The following is a 21,652-nucleotide window of genomic DNA, read 5'->3' as shown; positions in this document are numbered from 1 at the left end:
AAATAAGGGGGATTTTTTCCCTTATTTTATGATCTCATGGTGCTTTAAAATATGATCCAATTCTCTTTTTGGAAAGTCGAATCCACGTCCATTAATCATTTGAATTAATGGGAGCTTTATTGGATATCAACTACTTCTGCAAAAATAAAGCAGGCATCCAAAAATGCCCGCTTTAACCTTCTATATTATGCTCCCCACTTCTCCGGGTCTTCCCTCCAGCTCTTCAATGCCTCTAGATCTTTTTCATCGATATAATTATTTTCATGTGCTGTTTCCAGAAGTGTAGTATAGTCGGACAGTGATACGGCTTTGATTTCCGCTTCATCCAGCCTTTCAATACCTTTTTGCAGTTCGTATGTAAAGATCGCTGCCACTCCGAGTACCTCACAGCCAGCTTCTCTCAAAGCGTTTACGGCTGAGATGCAGCTCCCCCCGGTGGAGATCAAGTCTTCCACTACAACCACTTTTTGGCCTTCAAAAACTTTCCCTTCAATCTGGCTTCCTTTGCCGTGCGCTTTCGGCTTTGAGCGAACGTAGCACATTGGCAGGTCAAGACGGCTGCTGACCCATGCCGCATGAGGAATACCCGCAGTGGCTGTTCCAGCAATCATCTCAACTTCAGGAAAATGATTCTTTATATTTTCAGCAATGCCTTCCGCAATCATATTTCTCACTTCAGGATAGGAGATTGTCAAACGATTATCACAGTAGATGGGGGATTTCCATCCTGAAGACCAGGTGAATGGATTATTCGGCTTTAGGAACACCGCTTCAATATTCAATAATTGCTGTGCAATTTCTTTTTTCATACTTGCCCCTCCCATTCCATTTTCACTTTTCTATAAGCTTCTTCAGGGTCCTCTGAGCCGGTTATGCTTCTGCCAACTACTATAGCGGAAGATCCAAGATTCCTGGCCTCAGAAGGTGAAGCAATACGGGACTGATCCTGTGCCGCATCACCTTTCAGCCGAATCCCCGGCGTGACTCTTAAAAAACCATCCCCGCAAGCATCTTTAATTGCGGCTGCTTCGTGAGGAGAACAAACCACACCATCCAATCCTGCTTCTTTGGTGATATTGGCATAATGCAGTACAGAGTCCATCAATGGGACCGCTATAAGTTGTTCCCGTTTCATTTGTTCCTCAGATGTAGAGGTGAGCTGTGTAACAGAGATTAACCGCGGTCTTTGTTTACCTGTTGGTGTACCCTGCACCAATCCTTCCATGGCACGTTCCATCATTTTCATACCGCCAGCTGCATGGACATTAATTAAATCGACCTCCAATTGGGCGAGACCTTTCATTGCCTGACCGACAGTATTGGGAATATCGTGAAGTTTTAAGTCCACAAAAATCCGGTGGTCCATCTTTTTTAACTCTTCGATGATGACCGGGCCATTTTGGAGATAAAGTTCCATCCCCACTTTTACAAAAAGAGAGGTTTCAAATTTCCCCAAAAAAGATTTGCTGATTTCCCACGTTGGAAAATCAAGCGCGACTATAGGCTCCCGCTCCATGGATTCTCCAGCTCCTTCCTGTCAATTCAGAAATATGATCGACTTGCAGTTCATGCAAACTTTCTTCCAACCCGTTGATCAGGTCAGGGCAGATGAACGGGTCCACAAAGTTTGCCGTTCCGACCGCCACCGCACTGGCCCCGGCATAAAAGTATTCAATAATGTCTTCCACCGTCTGAATTCCCCCCATTCCGATGATAGGGATATTGACTTTCTGACTGACTTCGTAGATCATGCGGATGCTGACCGGTTTGATGGCAGGTCCCGATAATCCCCCTGTGCCATTGGCGATGACAGGTTTCCCAGACTTTGTATCAATTCTCATCCCGATTAAGGTATTGATCATCGTTAAACCGTCCGCACCGCCTTCTTCCACTGCTTTGGCCAAATCCACGATGTTCGAAACGTTAGGGGAAAGTTTTACATACACAGGTATTGAAGAAACAGCCTTGACTTTCTTCGTTAGTTCCTTCGCAATTTCTGGAACTGTCCCGAAAGCAATGCCCCCAGTTTTGACATTCGGGCAAGAGATATTGAGCTCAAGTGCTTTTACATTGGGAGCCGTCGAGATAGTCCGGGCAACCTCTACATAATCTTCTGTCTGTGAACCGGCTACATTGGCGATGATTGGTACATCATATCTTTCCAGCCACGGAAGTTCCTCTGACATCACTTTGTTAAGACCCGGATTCTGAAGCCCGATGGCATTAAGCATTCCGGATGACGTCTCAGCAACACGCGGTGTGGGATTTCCGAACCGAGTATCCAGGGTCGTTGCCTTGATCATGATGGCTCCGAGTTTGCTGAGATCATAAAGACCTGCAAACTCTCTTCCGAATCCAAAGCAGCCAGAGGCCGGCATGACTGGATTTTTCAGACTTAAACCAGGCAGTTCAACCTTCAACCTACTCATAACTTCACCATCCCCACTGGAAATACTGGTCCGTCACTGCATATCTTCACATAATTTTTCTCTCCGTCATTCACAGCCTTTTCACATACACAGGCAAAGCAGGCACCGATTCCACAGCCCATACGTTCTTCAAGAGAAATATATCCTTTGCTTTCTCCATAAGTACTGCTCAGAGCGGCAAGCATGGCTTTTGGTCCGCAAGAGTAGAACAGATCGAATCCTAATCCTTTATTTTTGATGACATCTGTTACAAACCCTTGAGTTCCCTGCGAACCGTCCACTGTCGCAATGTACGTCGGACCAAGTTCAGCGAATTCTTTTTCATAAAAAACCGCCGCATGACTTTGGAAACCCAGAACATGAATGACCTTGATGCCCTTTCTGACAAGCTGTTTTGACAGCTCATAGAGGGGAGGAACTCCTATTCCGCCCCCCACTAACAATGCTGTCTTCCCTTCATCTACTTCATGAATCGGAAATCCGTTACCGAGAGGTCCAAGGACATCAACACGAGCTCCCGGCCTTTCAGCTGATAAAAGTGCAGTCCCTTTGCCTTCCGCCCGGTAAATCACTGTAAGGCTTCTATTCTCCTTATCTACCTCGGCAATGCTGATAGGACGGCGCAGGAGCGGTTCAACCCCTGTGCCTGTTTTGAAGTGAAGAAATTGGCCAGGTTCATTTAATTCTGAGACAAGGTCTCCAGACAAAACCATCTTGAATATATTTTCAGCAATCTCTTCATTTGAAAGAATTCTCATGAGCTCTTTTTTGATCATAGAAGAACCGCCTCTTGAGTATTTTCCGACCCTTCCATCGCTTCTGCTGAAAATGTCATAGATTCAAAGACTCTTAGAATTGCTTTAGCTGTATCCAGGGATGTCAAGCAAGGAATTCCATTTTCAACCGATTCTCTCCGGATTCTGAATCCGTCTCTTTGCGGCTGTTTTCCTTTTGTCAATGTATTGATGACCAGCTGCGTTTCCCCGCTTTGAATGACATCCAAAAGCGTAGGACCTTCAGAACCGATTTTGTCCACTTCTTTCACAGGAATGTCTGCTGTTCTCAGTACATCTGCTGTCCCTTTCGTGGCAAGGATATGATAGCCGATGTTTACAAATCTCTTGGCAAGGCCGATCGCTTCATCCTTATCTTTATCCGCTACTGTCAACAATACGGAACCATATTCCTTCATCTGCATCCCTGCCGCTACGATCCCTTTATAAAGGGCTTTTTCAAGCGTTGAATCTTTCCCCATCACTTCTCCGGTTGATTTCATTTCAGGTCCTAGTGTGATATCCACCCTCCGCAGTTTTGCGAATGAGAATACTGGGACTTTGACATAAACCCCTTGCTTTTCAGGAACCAACCCAGACTGGTACCCCATTTCTTCCAATGTGCTTCCCAAAATCACCTTAGTTGCCAGGTTTGCCATCGGTACCTTCGTAATTTTGCTTAAGAAAGGAACGGTACGGCTGGAACGCGGGTTGACTTCAAGGACATATACCTCATCCTTGCTAATGACATACTGAATGTTCAGCAGCCCTACAATATTCAATCCTCTGGCAAGTTTTATTGTATATTCAATGATTCGATCTTTTTGATTCTCCGTCAACTGCTGCGGCGGGTAGACGGCAATGGAGTCCCCGGAGTGGACACCCGCTCTCTCTATGTGTTCCATGATACCCGGGATGACAACGTCTTTTCCGTCTGAAATTGCGTCAACCTCAATTTCCTTCCCAATCAAGTACCGGTCGATCAATACTGGGTGTTCCGGATTTATTTTAACCGCATTTTTCATATATTGAAGCAGTTCGCTCTGCCCGTATACAATTTCCATCGCTCGGCCGCCCAGGACATAGGATGGGCGTACCAGCACCGGATAACCGATGGACTCAGCGATTTCCACAGCACCTTCTACGGTAACAGCTGTTTTCCCTTCAGGCTGAGGAATACCAAGGCTTTGAAGTGTATATTCAAATTTATCCCTGTTCTCTGCACGATCCAAGTCCTCCAATGAAGTGCCCAAAATCTTTACGCCTCTCTCGACTAATTGTGCTGCAAGATTAATCGCTGTCTGCCCGCCGAACTGAACCACTACCCCTTCCGGCTTCTCAAGATCAATGATATGCATGACATCTTCAATCGTAAGGGGCTCAAAGTAGAGTTTGTCAGAAATACTGAAGTCTGTAGAAACTGTTTCAGGGTTGTTGTTCACGATGATTGCTTCATAACCTGCTTCTTTAATTGCCCAAACCGAGTGTACAGTGGCATAGTCAAACTCTACACCCTGACCGATTCGTATCGGACCTGACCCAAGTACTACTACACTCTTCTCCGAGGTAACGATGGACTCATTTTCTCTCTCATATGTTCCGTAGAAATATGGAGTTTTAGATTCGAACTCAGCCGCGCATGTATCAACCATTTTGTAAACAGGAACCAGTTCCTGTTCTTTTCTCCAGTCATAGACCTGCTTTTCAGTGGCATTCCATAGTTTCGCCAGTGTACTATCGGCAAAGCCCATTCTCTTAGCTTTCAGGGCAATTTCTTTATTGAATGGTGCGTCAGATACTACAGCTTCAAAATCTACAATCTTCTTCAACTTATGAAGGAAGAACAAATCGATTTTGCTCCACTCATGGATGGTGTCAATTGTCACGCCCCGGCGCAGCGCTTCCCCAATGTAGAAAAGTCTTTCATCCCCGGCTTTCCTGATCCGTTTTTCAATCAAAGCATCATCAAAACTGTCTGCATCCTCAAGTTCCAAGTGATACACGTTGCTTTCCAGTGAACGTACTGCTTTCAAGATGGATTCTTCGAATGTTCGGCCGATCGCCATGACTTCTCCAGTTGCCTTCATCTGTGTTCCAAGATTTCTTTTCGCTGATTCAAACTTATCGAACGGCCAGCGCGGAATCTTGGACACAATATAATCAAGTGCCGGCTCAAAGCTTGCATATGTTTTCCCTGTAACCGGGTTCATCATTTCATCAAGATTCAATCCTACAGCAATTTTCGCAGCAAGCTTGGCGATTGGGTACCCAGTCGCTTTGGATGCAAGCGCTGAAGAGCGGCTTACACGAGGATTCACCTCAATGATGTAGTATTGGAAGCTGTCAGGATCCAGGGCAAGCTGCACGTTACAGCCTCCTTCGATTCCCAATGCACGGATGATTTTCAATGAGCAGTTCCTGAGCATCTGATATTCTCTGTCACTCAAAGTCTGGCTCGGGGCTACCACGATCGAGTCACCAGTATGGATACCGACAGGATCAAAGTTTTCCATGTTACATACCACGATGGCACTGTCATTACTGTCACGCATCACTTCGTATTCAATTTCTTTGAAACCGGCAATGCTTTTCTCAAGCAGGCACTGTGTCACAGGGCTGTATTTTAGTCCGCTGCTGACAATTTCAATCAGCTCTGCACGGTTATGGCAGATCCCTCCGCCCGTTCCTCCCAATGTATAAGCAGGACGGACAATCACTGGATATCCCACTTCTTCAACAAATTGGAAAGCCTCCTCTACCGTTCGGATGATCTCGCTCTGGGGTACCGGTTCGTTCAGTTCGTTCATTAATTTGCGGAAAAGATCACGGTCTTCGGCTTGCTCGATCGCTGATAATTTTGTTCCAAGGATTTCAACATTACATTCTTCAAGGACACCTGCATTGGATAATTCAACCGCCATATTCAGTCCTGTCTGTCCTCCCAGTGTAGGAAGCAAGGCATCAGGACGTTCTTTACGGATAATTCGGCTGACAAATTCCAGTGTCAAAGGCTCTATATACACTTTGTCGGCAATCTCGCTGTCCGTCATGATGGTCGCCGGGTTAGAGTTCACGAGGATGACTTTATAACCTTCTTCTTTCAAGGCGATGCAGGCTTGTGTGCCAGCGTAGTCAAATTCTGCAGCCTGGCCGATGACAATCGGACCGCTTCCAATAACAAGGATTGTTTTGATATCTGTACGTTTAGGCATGTGCAATCTCCTTTCTCTTTTCCGCTTCCATCATTGTAATAAATTGATCGAACAGTCCATTTGCATCTTCAGGTCCTGGAGAAGCTTCTGGGTGATACTGAACAGTGAACGCCGGCAGATCAAGATGTTTCAACCCTTCAACCGTACCATCATTCAAGCCGATATGTGTGACTTCCAATCTTGTTTCTTTTAACGAATCTTCGTCTACTGAATATCCATGGTTTTGCGATGTGAGGGCAATTTTCCCTGTTGCCAGGTCTTTCACTGGATGATTGGACCCTCTGTGCCCGAATTTCATTTTAAACGTGTCTCCTCCGCTTGCCAGAGCAAAAAGCTGGTGACCAAGACAGATTCCGAACAATGGGATCTTTCCGAGGATTTCATTGATCATTTTAATCGCTTCAGGAACATCCTTTGGATCTCCCGGCCCGTTGGAAAGCATGATGCCATCAGGGTTCAACGCCTGTATCTCTTGTGCTGAAGTGTTATACGGAACAACAATGACGTCGCAATCCCGTTTGTTGAGCTCTCTTAGAATTCCATGCTTCATACCGAAATCGACCAATACGACGCGGAAGCCCCTGCCTGGACTTGGATAGGCTGTTTTGGTGGATACCTGCTTTACCTGGTCAGCCGGAAGTTCAGCTGCTCTCAATTTGTGCAGGATTTCTTTTTTGTCGACATCAGCAGAACAGATCATTCCCTTCATTGTGCCGCGTTCCCTGATCTTTCTCGTCAACATACGTGTGTCGATACCGGAGAGTCCTGGAATTCCCTTGGCTTTAAGAAGGCCGTCCAATGTGTTTTCACTTCTCCAATTAGAAGGGAAATCAGCTTCTTCCCTTACAATGAACCCTTTGATTGCCGGTGAGATTGACTCGAAATCATCCCGGTTGATTCCATAGTTTCCTATTAGCGGATACGTCAAGGTTATGATTTGGCCGCAATAAGACGGATCTGATAATATTTCCTGATAACCAGTCATACCAGTGTTAAAAACTACCTCGCCGACAGAATTTGTTTCTGCTCCAAATCCCTCGCCTGTGAAAACCGTGCCATCGTCAAGAATCAACTGTCTTTTCATCATAATTCGCCTTCCTTCCAAATTAGAGTGCCTTCTGCGAATGTGGCTTTCGGCCAGCCTTTACATTCCCAGCCGCCAAATGGTGTGTTTCTTCCTTTGGACAAAAATGTTTCCGGAACAATCTTATGTATTTGGTCAAGATCAACCAGCGTCATATCTGCTAAACTACCAACCTTTAAAGTGCCATATGGAAGCTTGAATGTTTGGGATGGTTTTTTGGTCATCCAATCTACCAGCTGGTTCAGGCTGAATATTTCTTTATCTACAAAGTTTGTATAGAGCAGCGGAAATGCTGTTTCCAAGCCTACTATGCCGAATGGTGCCAAGGAAATCCCTTCTGATTTTTCTTCTGCTGTATGCGGGGCGTGATCAGTCGCAATAAAATCGATTGTGCCATCCAGCAGTCCTTCAATGAGCGCTACACGGTCTTCTTTGCTTCGAAGAGGAGGGTTCATTTTATAATTTGCATCGTCTCCAGGTATATCGTCCTCAGTCAACAGCAAATGGTGCGGTGTTACTTCTGCTGTTACTTTAATCCCTGCTTTCTTTGCGTCTCTTACTACCCTGACCGATTCTTTTGTGCTGATATGGCAGATGTGGTAATGGCAATCAGCTGCTTCAGCAAGCAGGACATCCCTGGCGATTTGGACGGACTCACAGATAGAAGGAATCCCTTTAAATCCATACTCTTTTGAAAATCTCCCCTCATGGACAGCACCGCCATATATCAGGCTGTTATCTTCACAGTGGGCAACAATGGCCATGTCGACCGCCGCTGCCGCTTTCATTGCCTCATACATTTTTCCAGCTTCTTGCACGCCTACACCATCATCTGTAAATGCGAATGCTCCTGTTTTTTTTAAGGCAGGAAAGTCAGTAAGGGTTTGGCCCACTTGCCGTTCCGTTATAGAAGCATATGGGAGCACTCTGATCTTCCCGGTTTCTTTGATTCTTTCATTCAGCCACTGCAGTGTTTCTGCATTATCTGGTACAGGCCTGGTGTTCGGCATGGCTGCAATAGTGGTGAAGCCTCCTTTTGCAGCTGCTTTAGTTCCTGTTTCAATGGTCTCCTTCTTTTCTCCGCCAGGCTCGCGAAGGTGTACATGAAGATCCACAAATCCCGGCAGGAGCAAAAGCCCATCTGCATCGAAGATTTCAGCATTTTCATCTGATAGATTTTCACCGATTTCAGCAATATGTCTTTCCACTATCTTTACATCTTTTTTCGAGATCGATCCGCTTTCATCTAACCATTTTGCGTTTTTTATGATAGTTGTCATATTATTCTCCTCCTCGGTAATCAAGTGCTCTCTTTAGAACTGCCATTCTGACATACACACCATTTTCCATCTGTTTGAAGATCCTTGATTGTTGGTTTTCAACTAGTTCATCAGCTATTTCAACTCCGCGATTCACCGGTGCAGGGTGCATAATGATAGAGTGTTCTTTCATTAATTTAGCCCTTTTTACCGTCAAGCCGAATTGCTGATGATACTCTTCCGTTGTAAGAACAGAAGTGCTTCCATGCCTCTCATGCTGCACCCTTAGCAGCATCACGGCATCTCCTATTTTCACCGCCTCGTCTACTGTAAGGTATTGGCCGCTCTCCATTAACTCTTTCGGAAACCATTCAGGCGGACCTGAAAAATAAACTTCTGCCCCAAGCTTCTTTAAGGCTTCCGCATTTGAACGTGCAACTCTGCTGTGAGCAATATCGCCAATAATGCTTACTTTCAGGCCATGGAAGGTACCAAACTCCTCTTTTATTGTCATAAGGTCCAGCAAGCATTGTGTCGGATGATTGCCGCATCCGTCCCCGCCATTCAAAATGGGAATGGAGAGATGATTTTTCAATTCATCAAAGTAGCGGTCTTTTTCATGCCGAATGACAACCGCGCCCACTCCAATTGCTTCCAAGGTCTTTACTGTGTCATACAGAGTTTCCCCCTTGGCAACACTGGAAGTTCCAGTTTCGAATGGAATGACCTGCAAACCAAGTTTTCTCTCTGCCATTTCAAAGCTGCACTTCGTTCGTGTGCTGTTTTCAAAAAATAAATTTGATATGTATTTGGGAGTTTCCGGTGTCCAATTTTCACCATTCTTAAATCTTTCTGCCTGGGCTAAAACTTCTTCTATCTCAGAGGTATTAAGTTCTGCCATTGTCAACAAGTGTTTCATGTAGTGACCTCCTGTTTCTGCAGGGTAATGGTAATAAAAAACACCCTGACCTTTTAGTCAGGGTGTTTTGAGTCCACAAAGGTACACCTGTCCCCTAAAGGTGGGTACAAGCTTCCCTTTGCTTCATCGGAACACCCTTCTAAGCCTCTCTGGACCTCTCTTAAAAGGTGTTTAATCCTCCTATTTAACTATTACTTAATTATTCTCGTCTAAACCTTTAAACATATCATTTTCATCGACAGGATCCTGACCGGGCAGTACCAAGTTTAGAACAACCCCCACGATGGCAGCCAACGCCATGCCGGACAAAGAAAGTCTATCAGTGATTTCAATGAATGCCCCACCTACCCCAATGACCAGGATGACAGAGGAGATGATCAGGTTGCGTTTTTGGCCAAGGTCGATTTTGTTATCGATCAACATGCGCAGCCCGCTGGATGCTATGATTCCGAACAGCAAGATTGATACGCCTCCCATTACAGCTGTAGGTATCGTTCCGATCAATGCCGTAATTTTACCGATAAATCCGAAAATGATTGCTATTACAGCTGCTCCTCCGATTACAAACACACTGAATACTCGTGTGATTGCAAGAACCCCAATGTTCTCTCCGTATGTGGTGTTGGGAGGGCCTCCAATGAATGAAGCGATAATCGTTGCCACTCCATCACCCAAGATGGAGCGGTGAAGACCAGGCTCCTTAATGAAGTTCTTTCCGGCTACCTTACTTAATACCATTTGATCTCCCGTATGCTCGGCCAAGGTAACAATTGCTACAGGCACCATGATGAAGAATACTTCCCATGAAAAAGCCGGTGTATAACTTACAAATGGGATGATGAAGTCCGGCACCTGAAACCAAGCTGCTTCTTTTACCGGTGTCAGGTCTACTATCCCTGCAAAGTAAGCAATGACGTAACCACCTACAATTCCGACCAGGATCGGAACGAGTCCAAGAAATCCTCTGAAGAAGATTGAACCAATTACTGTTATAGCCAAAGTGGCCAGTGCAACCATAAAGTGCGTGTTACTATAAACAAGTTCTGATGCACCAGGATTTTCATACATCGCCATATTGACTGCTGTGCCTGCAAGCCCCAGTCCAATTACCATTATGACAGGTCCTACTACGATAGGAGGCAAAATTTTCAATAACCATTTCAAACCGAATTGTGAAATCAGCAATGCTACTATTCCGTATACAAGTCCGGCAAGAAAACTTCCCATCATTGCTGCTCCTGGCCCACCTACTGTTTTTGCCGCGATGATTGGTGCGATGAAGGCAAAGGATGAACCCAGATAAGCTGGTATCCTTCCTTTTGTGATCAACAGGTAAGCAAGCGTCCCAAGACCGCTTGATACCAGTGCAACTGCAGGACTTAACTCCACTAGGAATGGTACCAGTACAGTAGCCCCGAACATTGCGAATAAATGCTGTAAGCTAAGCGTCAGCCATTGTCCCGTCTTTGGTACGTCTCTTACATCTAAAACTGCTTCGTTGTTATTTGCCATGTTGTTTCCTCCTCTTTTCATCTCTGCCTCAACCTATTTAAAAACCCTCTTTGCAAGAGGGCGCAAAGAGGGTTCTGCAATAAGGTTCACATGCTGTGAAACATTATTGAGATTCCTTTGCCAGCCTCTCTGGACTGTCTTTAAAAGGAAAGCTGTTTAATTGTCATGTATTGTTACTTGGTCTTCGTCATCAACTTCAGTCAGTTCGACAACGATTTTTTCTGAACTTGAAGTCGGTATGTTTTTTCCGACAAAGTCAGCACGGATAGGAAGTTCTCTGTGCCCCCGGTCAACAAGGACAGCCAGTTGAATACTGCTCGGCCTTCCTAGGTCCATCAGGGCATCCAGAGCTGCTCTTACCGTTCTTCCTGTGAATAATACGTCATCGATTAATATCACCTTTTTATCGGTAACACTCACTGGAAGGTCGGATCCTTTCACTTCCGGTTCTTCATTTGCGGTTTTGACTGTCAAATCATCCCTGTAAAGAGTGATATCAATTTCCCCCACCGGCATTTTCGCACCTTCTATTTCTTCTATGCGGTTTGCCAGTCTTTTCGCTAAATGAATTCCTCTTGTCTTGATCCCAACCAGTACACAGTCCTGTATGCCTTTATTGCGCTCGATGATTTCGTGTGCAATTCTGGTAAGAGCCCTTCTGACTGCCGGCTGATCAAGAACAACTGTCTTTTGAGCCACTGTCATCACCTCGTCCTTAATATAGCCAGGAAACGTTTTAATAACCCATTCAATAAAAAATCCCTCCCACCGTTATGGTGAGAGGGCATACTTATCGTTAGAAATTATTACACTGCACTCCTGTAGTGTAATTTTCATGAGAAGTTCCTTCTCAGCCTCACGGGACTGTATTAAAGGTTTCCTTATTCGGTTAGTTCAATCATAAGTTGTTCGAGGTTAGTTGTCAACGATTATTTTGCAACTTTTGCAGAGTTTGTCGAAATACTTCCGGCGGTTCTGCTTCAAACTCAAGGTATTCCCCATTTCGCGGGTGAATGAACCCAAGAGTAGCTGCATGCAAGGCCTGTCCGTCCAAATCAAGTGTTTTTCTCGGCCCATACTTTGGATCTCCTGCCAGAGGATAGCCAATGTATTTCATATGGACTCGGATTTGATGGGTCCGGCCGGTCTCCAATTTACACTCTACGTAAGTAAACGCTGTAAATCTCTCAAGCACATTGAAATGGGTGACGGCATCCCTTCCTGAGTCCACAACCGCCATACTTTGACGGTCCTTTGGATCCCTTCCGAGAGGCGCATCGATTGTTCCATGATCATGAGGAATAATTCCATGAACAATCGCTTTATATTTTCTTGTCACAGTTTTGTTCACCAGTTGCTCCACAAGCTTTTCATGAGCAAGATCATTCTTTGCAACCATTAAAAGCCCGGATGTATCCTTATCAATCCGATGGACAATCCCTGGGCGCAATACACCATTAATCCCTGATAGATCTTTACAATGTGCCATCAAGCCATTGACTAATGTTCCAGAAGGATGTCCGGGAGCTGGATGAACAACCATTCCTCTAGGCTTGTTCACTACAATCACATCTGCATCTTCATAATAAATATCAAGATCCATTTCTTCAGGTACGACATCCAGTTCCTCTGGTTCAGGAATGGAAATGATGATTTTGTCGTCAACAGCACATTTATAGTTAGTTTTTACCTCAGAACCATTCACTTTTACATTTCCATCTTTGATCCATTGCTGAACCTGTGACCTGGACCATTGCTCTTCCAACTGAGTCAGGACTTTGTCCAACCTCACACTCTTTTCTTCTTCACGAACGATATGTTCCATTGTTTCCATATGATTTCTCCTTCTTTTCTCTTCGCTCTTCAAGCAGCATATTGATGATCAATAAACCAACACCGATTGTCAGAGCAGCATCAGCAATATTGAAGATTGGAAAATCATATTTAAAGATATATGTATTCAGAAAATCAACAACTTCTTTTCTAAATAGCCTGTCAATAAAATTTCCAATCGCACCGCCAAGCAGCAATGCAAGACTCATGCTGAACAGTTTATCTCCTTTAGCCTGCTTTTCAAGATAGTATACGATTCCGATGATGACCCCGATTGTGATTATATAGAAGAACCACATCTGCCCTTGCAGAATGCCCCATGCAGCTCCCTGATTCCTATGGGATGTGATATAAAACAGATTTTCTATCACGGTGATGCTCTGTCCTTCTGTCATATTTTGCACAATCAGCCACTTTGTAAGCTGATCCAGTGCTACTACAATCAAAGCAATCAGATAATAAAACATACGGGCAGCCTCCGTCTCCAATCAAAATGATTACTTATGCATTTTAGCATAATTGTGGCGAGAAAGACACTGTTATCCAAATGGACACTTATCCTCATGCTAAAGGGGTTTTGATCTCAATCTGGCAGCTTTTTGGCTCACTCAGGGCCCATTTGCCACAGTTGCTTACATAAACGTGCTGAAGTACAAGACAGCACTGTTTGTCGCCATGTGTTTAACCGGTCGGTCCCTGGTTAATCCTCACAATTTAAAACCATAATTATATCGTGAGAATAGTGCTTTTTGCGGGCTTTTTCGGCAGGTCAGGCGGAGTCTTCTCAGCCTGCCTCACCTTTCGGGAAACTAAAATAATGACTTCTTAGTATAGGGAGCCCAATCCCTTTCGATACTGCTTTCACTTCCGATCCAAAAATAAGAAATCAATTCTTTACAAATATTCTGATCAGAGGACGACTGCATATAATACCTCTCCAACAGCATTTGTATCTCCTTTTTTTCTTCCTGAATGTAATGTTGAACCAAAACATTTTCCGAGCGGGCATTTTCAAGCTCTCTTAAAGAAACTTCCAATTCCTTGATCGTTTGTTGTAGTTGTTCTTCCATATACATCCCTCCGTGGTTTTAGTATGGGATAATTCCTGAAAATATTGATATGTAAGTATTAGTAATCGTGTTTTCAGTTGTGTTGTTTAAACCACATTGACGCATGAATACCCAATTAAAAGCATTCAAGAAGAATGTACCTTTTCTAAAAGGGATTTTTACCAGTCGCGAGGGTGCCTTTCCGAAGGATTTTTATTGCCAAATGAGTTTCCTCGTCCATTGGATCGCTTGTATAGGTCTTTAATTCCCTAATTGAAATATTATCAGCCTTTAAAACGCTTCTATAGTACTTTAATTTCCTAATTGAAATGTTATCGTCCTTTAAAACGCCTTTATAGTACTTTATTTCCCTAATTGAAATGTTATCGTCCTTTAGAACAAAACAGTCTCTGGGACCTTAAAGGCAGATTTATCAAACTAGAATGTTCAAAAAGTAAACTGTCTCAAGCTAAAAAGGTTGCCCCTCACCTGTATCGCAGATTTGCTGCCCGCGCCATAACACGCAAACACTGCTGCCGCTTATCTCCCTCCCTAGAGAAATCAATTGAATCACAATAAAAAACCCTGCGAACAATTCGCAGGGCCTCTATCAATGTTATTAAGAATAATGCTTTTTCACAACGTCAGTACAGCGAGGACATAGAGTTGGGTGCTCAGAATCCTGGCCGACTTCTGTTGTCACAGTCCAGCAGCGGTCACATGTTTCGCCTTCTGCCTTTTCAACAACGATTGCATTGTTTTCAAGTTTCAAAGCGTTTTCCGGTGCATCTGCTGCACTTCCGCCGATTTCAAACGCGGATACGATGAACAATTGCTTCAAGTCTTCTTTGACTGAGTTCAAAAGTGCCTTTGTTTCATCATTGACATAAAGTGTCACTTTCGCTGTCAATGACTTCCCGATGATCTTTTCATTCCTAGCTTCTTCAAGTGCTTTTAATACATTATCCCGCAGCTTGAGGAACGCTTCCCATTTAGAAAGCAATTCTTTACTGTTTGGCAGCTCCTGGAACTCAGGCATATCCGTCAATTGAACACTTTCGTCTTGCTGGGAAGTCATATGAGACCATACTTCATCAGCAGTATGTGAAAGGATCGGGGACATTAATTTCGTCAGGGCAATCAGGGACTCGTGAAGAACAGTCTGCATTGCACGTCTTTCGTAATTGTCTTCCGCTTCAATGTAAAGGACATCTTTCGCAAAATCCAGATAGAAAGAACTCAGGTCAAGCGTACAGAAATTGTTTACACTTGTATAGATGCTTGAGAATTCATAGTTTTCATATGCTGAACGAACATTCTTGATCAAATCATTCAGTTTTACAAGCATAAATTGATCGACTTCTCTCAAGTTATCGTAAGAAATCGCATCTTTTTCAGGGTTGAAGTCAGCCAGATTTCCTAACAGGAAGCGATACGTGTTCCTGATTTTACGATAAACCTCAGATACCTGCTTCAGGATGGCATCCGATAAACGCACATCAGCCTGGTAATCCACAGAAGCAACCCATAAACGGAGGATATCTGCACCCATCTGTTTGATTACTTTGTCTGGTACGACAATGTTTCCGATGGATTTACTCATTTTACGGCCTTCACCGTCATTGACGAACCCGTGACTCAGGACACCTTTATATGGCGCCTTTCCTGTTACAGCCACGCCGGTAGTTAGAGAGGAGTTAAACCATCCGCGGTACTGGTCAGATCCCTCTAGGTAAAGATCAGCAGGTCTTTGCAGGTCATCTCTTTGATGAAGAACGGATTGGTGAGAAGAACCGGAATCGAACCAAACATCCATGATATCTTGTTCTTTCGTGAATTCGCCGTTAGGGCTTCCTTCATGTGTGAATCCTTCCGGAAGGAGTTCATTTGCACTCTTTTCAAACCAGATATTGGACCCGTGCTGACGGAAGAGCTCTGCTACATGTGCAATGGTTTCTTCAGTAATGATTTCTTCGCCGTTTTCCGCGTAGAATACAGGAATCGGAACACCCCAGGCACGCTGTCTGGAAATACACCAGTCACCTCTGTCACGTACCATGTTATAAAGCCTGGTTTCTCCCCATGCAGGCACCCATTTCGTATCTTTGACAGCTTGCAGCAGGTCATCCCTGAAAGAATCGATTGAAGCAAACCACTGAGGTGTCGCTCTGAAAATAACCGGTTTTTTTGTACGCCAGTCATGCGGATAAGAGTGAGTAATGAACTCAAGTTTTAACAGAGCTCCTGCTTCCTGTAGTTTTTCAGTGATCGGCTTATTAGCTGCATCATAGAACAATCCTTCAAATCCTGGAGCCTCTTCTGTCATGACACCTTTATCATTTACCGGGCAAAGGACCTCAAGGCCGTATTTCTTTCCGACAAGATAGTCATCCTCACCATGCCCAGGTGCTGTGTGTACACACCCTGTACCAGAATCAGTTGTAACATGGTCTCCAAGGATCACCAGGGATTCCCTGTCATAGAGCGGGTGCTGTGCTTTAACCAATTCAAGCTCTGAACCCTTTACAGTGTTCAACACTGTAGGATTGTTCCATTCAAGGACGGATGTCACTTCTTCAAGTAAGTCTTCAGCAACAACATATTTACTGCCTTCCACCTCTACCACGGCATAGGAAAGGTCAGCGTGGACAGTGATCGCCAGGTTTGCCGGAATCGTCCAAGGAGTCGTCGTCCAAATGATGATTTGTGTACCTTCTTCAAGGACTCCATTTCCTTCTTTCACTTGGAAACCAACATAAATGGAAGGTGAACGCTTATCTTTATATTCAATCTCGGCTTCCGCCAATGCTGATTCACTGGACGGACTCCAATAAACAGGCTTCAATCCTTTATAGATGTAGCCTTTATTTGCCATGTCACCGAACACTTTAATCTGTTCAGCTTCATATTCCGGCTTCATGGTGATATATGGATTATCCCAGTCACCGCGCACTCCAAGCTGTTTGAACTGTGCTCGCTGGCTGTCGATTTGGCCGTAAGCATACTCTTCGCAGAGCTTGCGGAATTCAGCTACGGTCATTTCTTTCCGATTTACGCCTTTCTTTGTCAAAGCCTGTTCAATTGGCAGGCCATGAGTATCCCAGCCTGGGACATAAGGAGCATTATAACCGCTCATGGATTTATATCTGACAATGAAATCTTTCAGCACTTTGTTCAGAGCATGGCCCATATGAAGGTCTCCATTTGCATATGGAGGTCCATCATGCAAAATAAATAATGGTCTGCCTTCTGTTCTTTCCTGGACCTTTTTATAGATATCCATCTCATTCCATTTTTCTTGCATTTCAGGTTCGCGCTTAGGCAGATTTCCACGCATCGGAAATTCTGTTTTCGGCATCAATAACGTGTCTTTATAATTCATTCCTATATCCTCCTGTCTGGAAACTCTATTCTAATACTGGTTTCCAACAATTCATTACAACCTGGCGACGCAAGTCTATACCTGTTACAGGGTTATCGATTTCTTCAGCCTTGATACATACATCAAGAAAATTTACCAATAAAAAAAGCTTTCTCATCCCTGAAAAGGGACGAGAAAGCTAACCCGCGGTACCACCCTAATAGGCAAAATAACGCTTCTTTGCCCACTCTGACATTCGTAACGAGAATGACACGCCGGAATTTAATGGCAGATGCTGCTTTCAAAACCGGTGCTCGAGGGTGATATTCCGCTTCTTCTGCCTCCGTCAAGCTTTCACCATCCTTGACTCGCTGCCTGAAGGCTTATGATAAAGAAACGTACTGTCCCTTTCATTGCGTTGCAGTATAATTGTAAAATCAATTATATGAAATATGATCTTATTTCGTCAAGCTATCTTCTTCTTTTAATGTTTTCAAATCTGTGGCATCAATTTCAAACTCCATGATTTGATCCCAGTCATCACTGCTCAAAAGATCAAGCTGTGCCTCAATCAGCATTTTGAAGCGGGTTCTAAAGACCTTGGACTGTTTTTTCAATTCTTCAATTTCCATAGCAATCTTTCTTGCTTTGGATAGAGATTCGTTGACGATCCTGTCTGCATTTTTCTCTGCTTCTTTCACAATCAGCTTTGCTTCCTTTGAAGCATTTCGGCGGACTTCTTCTCCCGCTTCCTGAGCGATGACAATTGATTTGTTCAATGTCTCTTCAATGTTGGTGAAGTGGCCCAGTCGCTCATTCATTGAACCTAGTGCTTCTTCCAGTTCTTTTTTCTCGCGAAGGAGAATTTCGTAATCCTTGATAATCTGATCAAGGAACTCATTCACTTCATCTTCATCATAACCGCGGAAACCGCGACTGAATTCTTTGTTATGTATATCTAACGGCGTTAAAGGCATAATGCCACCTCCATATCGAAGTAAATATCTCTTCCCCTATTATAACTGAATTTTCGACAGTTTGTGGGGATTTCCCTTTATTTTTTGAAAATTTATTTTAGTATTCCGGCGGATATTCGAAATTTGTCCTTTTTTGTTTTGCCTTCAATGGATATAAGCTTGCTTCTTCCAAACCCTCTCATTGAAAACACATCCCCTTCGGCAACTTCAAAGGCAGGGCTCTCGACCACCCGCCAGTTCACCTTTACGACTCCTCCTGTAATAAGGGTTTGAACCTTCTGCCTCGACACATTATAAAGTGCGGAAAGAATTACATCAAGACGCAAGGAACTTGCAGTCGTTGATGATTCCCGCCATTCTTCTGAAGAATCGACCAACCTTTCCAATGGAATCTTCTCCAAGGACACTTTATTCCGGCCTACTTCTTTGAAATTCATCTCTACATAATCGGCTATCTCAGAAGCTGTCATTATTTGGATGGCATCTCCATTCATGATGATGTCTCCGAACTTTTCCCTTTTTAAGCCAATTGACATTAGGGATCCTAGAATTTGACGATGTTCTAGAGTGACAAATTTTTGAGGGTAGTTAACTTCAAACAAGGTTACAGCATAATCGGTTTCAGACGGCTCAAAGTAATCAGGGTACAAAATGCATCTCTTTCTTTCAATTGCCTCCTGAGCGGGATAAAAGCTCAGCTTGATATCGCTGTTCTTGCCAATAATGGCTGTAAGGATGAATTGCTCCCTTGGATCTAAAAAATCAGTGACTTTCGGGGAGTAGGTATTTTCTACGAATTCACGCCATTCCAATACATTGTCAATGAATTCCTTCTCGTCTTTTCTAAAGTGCTGATAAATCGATGTCATGTTTACACCTGCTTTATTTATTGAAGGGAGAGCTACACCCTTCGAAGAATTAAAAAAAGGGAGTACCAATAGGCCCCCTAAATTGTTTTATATCTAATTGCTTCACCAGGGGTTCCCTGTATATTAAACAAACCACCTGTATAATTCAAGAATGCCTGACTGTGCAAGCCTCAATACGATAAACGCTACAATTGGTGAAATATCGATCATTCCAATAGAAGGAACAATCTTGCGAAACGGCTCTAAATACGGTTCACAAATCCTTGACAGGAATTTTCCGATTGCCGTTTCCCTTGCATTGGGAAACCAAGACATTAAGATATAAATGATCAAGGCCCAAGTATAGATCTCAACCAACCTGTATAATGTTGCCACTACAAATTCCATTCACACTACCACCTTGTATTATGGTTGTCTTCTTCTTGCAGGAACTCAGAAACATTTCCCGCAACTTCTATATTGTCCGGAGTACAAAGGAAGATATTGCTCCCAATCCTCTGGATGTCTCCACCAAGTGCATAAACAGTTCCGCTTAAAAAGTCGACAATCCGCTTAGCCTGGTCATGCTGGATCCTTTGTAAATTAACCACGATCGCTCTCCGATTTTTAAGATGATCGGCTATTTCCTGTGCTTCTGCATATACTCTCGGTTCTACGATGATCATTTTCGATGACTTTTGGACACTTTGGAGACTGACTACATTTTGCTTGTTTGATGAAGGCTGTTGCTGTTTCAAGGACACCTTCTCCTCATAATGTTCTTCACCAGAGCTTTGTTCCTGGTCAAACTCTTCTTCGTCCAGCAGAAAAAAGTTTTTAAATTTTGACTTGATCCCCACTTGTCTGCCTCCTTTTATTCATCTCCCACAAGTGCTGTACCTACCCGGATAAAGGTGGCTCCCTCTTCGATGGCAATCATAAAATCATTGGACATTCCCATTGATAGTTCTTTACACGGTGCATGTTCAAGTCCCATTGCTTCAATTTCTGCCTGAAGGGATTTCATTTTTTGGAAATATCCCCTCAACTCTGATTCATCTTCGATATTTGGCATCATCGTCATCAGCCCTTCAACAATTATGTTTTCATATTGTTGAAGGCTTTGTATAAACGGGATAACATCAGCAGGAGCTAATCCATGTTTCGATTCCTCCCCGGAGATGTTAACCTGAACAAAGCAGGATATCGGGCGGACAGCCCTCTTGTTGATTTCTTTTGCCAAAGACATACGGTCCAAGGAATGTATGTAAGAAACTTTATCTATAATATTTTTAACTTTTCTTGATTGAAGTGTACCGATAAAGTGCCATACAGGCTTGTCCTTTAACTCTTCCCATTTGAGCAGGAGGCCTTCGTCCCTGTTTTCACCAAGGTGAATAAGCCCCGCCTCAACTGCCTCTTGTGCCCTTTCATTACTAACATATTTCGTAACGGCAACAATCGTAATTTCTTCAGGATTTCTGCCGGAAGATTCACATGCTGCCTTGATTTTCTGATTGATGATTTCGAGCTTATCCTTTACATCCATGAAGTGTCACTCCTTCCAGCCGATGTAGCTCATCATCCTGCCTGTTCTGCCGTTATCCCTCCGGTGCGAAAAAAAATCTTGTCGATCGCAGACAGTACATAGATGGGACATGGTAATATTGCTTGAAGGAACTCCGCTTTTTTGGAGAGCTAAAAAGTTGGTTCTCTTGAGGTCCAGCTCATATTGTCCTTCATATTTAAGATTATATGGTTTTTCATTACAATCTTCTAGTAGTTTTTTCACTTTGTCAATAACTCTGTCATCTACCTGATAGCATTCCCGGCAGATGGAAGGACCGATTGCCGCCAAAATTTCTTCAGGTGCAGCACCATAATCAGTGAACTCCTTGACCATTTTCCCGGCAATGTCCAGGACTGTCCCTTTCCATCCTGCATGGGCAATACCTATCAGCCTGCCCTTTGGATAGAGAAAATAGATCGGCACACAGTCGGCGTAACACATAGTCAAAAGCAAATTGGGTAAATTGGTGATCAGGCCGTCTGTATCCTTGATGCTTGTTGAATACTCCAGTGATCCTTTACCTCCGTCCTGCTCTGTGACCCACTGTATGTTGTTTCCATGAGTCTGTTCCGCGCACACCCATCTGTCCAATGGAAATCCAACGTTGTTACCCACAAGCTGCCGGTTTTTCTTTACAGCTTCAGGTTCATCATTAACATGAAGACCCATATTCAGAGCCGTCCAATCTCCTTCGCTGAATCCACCCTGTTTACCTGTTATCCCCACCTTCAACCCAGGTAAAAGATTTTCCCACAGAGGAAGGGAGAAAGTAAGATGATCTCCTTTAATAAAGGCATGTTCAGTCACTGCAGATTCTCCTTCCTTT

Annotated in this window: 20 protein-coding genes and 1 other annotated feature; all 20 genes read right to left on the bottom strand. The window is 43.8% G+C overall.

What is annotated here, in order from left to right; all coding sequences use genetic code 11:
* Window positions 1-185: 185 nt before the first annotated feature.
* The 20 genes from pyrE to pgeF all read right to left on the bottom strand — a co-directional run bounded on the left by pyrE (window position 186) and on the right by pgeF (window position 21,633).
* Window positions 186-809, bottom strand: coding sequence for an orotate phosphoribosyltransferase (gene pyrE / locus V1502_RS06990; protein WP_409253645.1), 624 nt, complete (start codon window positions 807-809; stop codon window positions 186-188).
* Window positions 806-1,516 (bottom strand): orotidine-5'-phosphate decarboxylase, encoded by a 711-nt coding sequence (gene pyrF / locus V1502_RS06985; protein WP_409253644.1) that lies wholly within the window; start codon window positions 1,514-1,516, stop codon window positions 806-808. Before pyrF ends, pyrE begins: the two co-directional genes overlap by 4 nt.
* Window positions 1,488-2,429, bottom strand: a complete 942-nt coding sequence (locus tag V1502_RS06980; RefSeq protein ID WP_409253643.1) for a dihydroorotate dehydrogenase — start codon at window positions 2,427-2,429, stop codon at window positions 1,488-1,490. Before V1502_RS06980 ends, pyrF begins: the two co-directional genes overlap by 29 nt.
* Window positions 2,426-3,205: a dihydroorotate dehydrogenase electron transfer subunit gene (locus V1502_RS06975; RefSeq protein WP_409253642.1), complete on the bottom strand. Its 780-nt coding sequence runs from the start codon at window positions 3,203-3,205 to the stop codon at window positions 2,426-2,428. The genes V1502_RS06980 and V1502_RS06975 overlap by 4 nt, the downstream gene beginning before the upstream one ends.
* Entirely contained in the window at window positions 3,202-6,414 is a 3,213-nt protein-coding gene (gene carB, locus V1502_RS06970; protein WP_409253641.1) for a carbamoyl-phosphate synthase large subunit, read from the bottom strand. The genes V1502_RS06975 and carB overlap by 4 nt, the downstream gene beginning before the upstream one ends.
* Window positions 6,407-7,498 carry a carbamoyl phosphate synthase small subunit gene (locus V1502_RS06965; RefSeq protein ID WP_409254299.1) on the bottom strand — a complete coding sequence of 364 codons (1,092 nt, stop codon included), beginning with the start codon at window positions 7,496-7,498 and terminating at the stop codon, window positions 6,407-6,409. Before V1502_RS06965 ends, carB begins: the two co-directional genes overlap by 8 nt.
* Window positions 7,498-8,778: a dihydroorotase gene (locus V1502_RS06960; protein ID WP_409253640.1), complete on the bottom strand. Its 1,281-nt coding sequence runs from the start codon at window positions 8,776-8,778 to the stop codon at window positions 7,498-7,500. The genes V1502_RS06965 and V1502_RS06960 overlap by 1 nt, the downstream gene beginning before the upstream one ends.
* Before the next feature lies 1 nt (window position 8,779).
* The gene (locus tag V1502_RS06955) at window positions 8,780-9,676 is read right to left on the bottom strand and encodes an aspartate carbamoyltransferase catalytic subunit (RefSeq protein ID WP_409253639.1); all 897 of its coding nucleotides are present in this window, start codon (window positions 9,674-9,676) and stop codon (window positions 8,780-8,782) included.
* A gap of 195 nt (window positions 9,677-9,871) precedes the next feature.
* Window positions 9,872-11,188: a solute carrier family 23 protein gene (locus V1502_RS06950; protein WP_409253638.1), complete on the bottom strand. Its 1,317-nt coding sequence runs from the start codon at window positions 11,186-11,188 to the stop codon at window positions 9,872-9,874.
* A 156-nt stretch (window positions 11,189-11,344) separates the two neighbouring features.
* On the bottom strand, window positions 11,345-11,893 hold the full coding sequence (gene pyrR, locus V1502_RS06945; protein WP_409253637.1) for a bifunctional pyr operon transcriptional regulator/uracil phosphoribosyltransferase PyrR: 549 nt from the start codon (window positions 11,891-11,893) through the stop codon (window positions 11,345-11,347).
* A 217-nt stretch (window positions 11,894-12,110) separates the two neighbouring features.
* Window positions 12,111-13,022, bottom strand: coding sequence for an RluA family pseudouridine synthase (locus V1502_RS06940; protein ID WP_409253636.1), 912 nt, complete (start codon window positions 13,020-13,022; stop codon window positions 12,111-12,113).
* Window positions 12,994-13,488, bottom strand: a complete 495-nt coding sequence (lspA, locus tag V1502_RS06935; RefSeq protein ID WP_409253635.1) for a signal peptidase II — start codon at window positions 13,486-13,488, stop codon at window positions 12,994-12,996. The genes V1502_RS06940 and lspA overlap by 29 nt, the downstream gene beginning before the upstream one ends.
* Before the next feature lie 342 nt (window positions 13,489-13,830).
* Window positions 13,831-14,091: a hypothetical protein gene (locus V1502_RS06930; protein WP_409253634.1), complete on the bottom strand. Its 261-nt coding sequence runs from the start codon at window positions 14,089-14,091 to the stop codon at window positions 13,831-13,833.
* Between the two features lie 598 nt (window positions 14,092-14,689).
* Window positions 14,690-17,452 carry an isoleucine--tRNA ligase gene (ileS, locus tag V1502_RS06925; RefSeq protein ID WP_409253633.1) on the bottom strand — a complete coding sequence of 921 codons (2,763 nt, stop codon included), beginning with the start codon at window positions 17,450-17,452 and terminating at the stop codon, window positions 14,690-14,692.
* 162 nt (window positions 17,453-17,614) lie between these two features.
* Window positions 17,615-17,854, bottom strand: a binding site (T-box leader).
* A 35-nt stretch (window positions 17,855-17,889) separates the two neighbouring features.
* Window positions 17,890-18,408 (bottom strand): DivIVA domain-containing protein, encoded by a 519-nt coding sequence (locus V1502_RS06920; RefSeq protein WP_409253632.1) that lies wholly within the window; start codon window positions 18,406-18,408, stop codon window positions 17,890-17,892.
* A gap of 92 nt (window positions 18,409-18,500) precedes the next feature.
* Entirely contained in the window at window positions 18,501-19,277 is a 777-nt protein-coding gene (locus V1502_RS06915) for an RNA-binding protein (protein ID WP_409253631.1), read from the bottom strand.
* A gap of 123 nt (window positions 19,278-19,400) precedes the next feature.
* Window positions 19,401-19,664 carry a YggT family protein gene (locus V1502_RS06910; RefSeq protein ID WP_409253630.1) on the bottom strand — a complete coding sequence of 88 codons (264 nt, stop codon included), beginning with the start codon at window positions 19,662-19,664 and terminating at the stop codon, window positions 19,401-19,403.
* Between the two features lie 5 nt (window positions 19,665-19,669).
* Window positions 19,670-20,116 carry a cell division protein SepF gene (locus tag V1502_RS06905; protein ID WP_409253629.1) on the bottom strand — a complete coding sequence of 149 codons (447 nt, stop codon included), beginning with the start codon at window positions 20,114-20,116 and terminating at the stop codon, window positions 19,670-19,672.
* A gap of 14 nt (window positions 20,117-20,130) precedes the next feature.
* Complete coding sequence (locus V1502_RS06900) at window positions 20,131-20,805, bottom strand: YggS family pyridoxal phosphate-dependent enzyme (protein ID WP_409253628.1); 675 nt, start codon at window positions 20,803-20,805, stop codon at window positions 20,131-20,133.
* A 6-nt stretch (window positions 20,806-20,811) separates the two neighbouring features.
* The gene (pgeF, locus tag V1502_RS06895; protein WP_409253627.1) at window positions 20,812-21,633 is read right to left on the bottom strand and encodes a peptidoglycan editing factor PgeF; all 822 of its coding nucleotides are present in this window, start codon (window positions 21,631-21,633) and stop codon (window positions 20,812-20,814) included.
* Window positions 21,634-21,652 lie beyond the last annotated feature (19 nt).

Origin of the sequence: Rossellomorea sedimentorum, assembly GCF_046237645.1 — a bacterium.
GTDB classification, from domain to species: Bacteria; Bacillota; Bacilli; order Bacillales; family Bacillaceae_B; genus Rossellomorea; species Rossellomorea sedimentorum.
The sequence above is the reverse complement of the archived record's forward strand: the minus strand, read 5'-3'. Positions and strand labels throughout refer to the sequence as shown.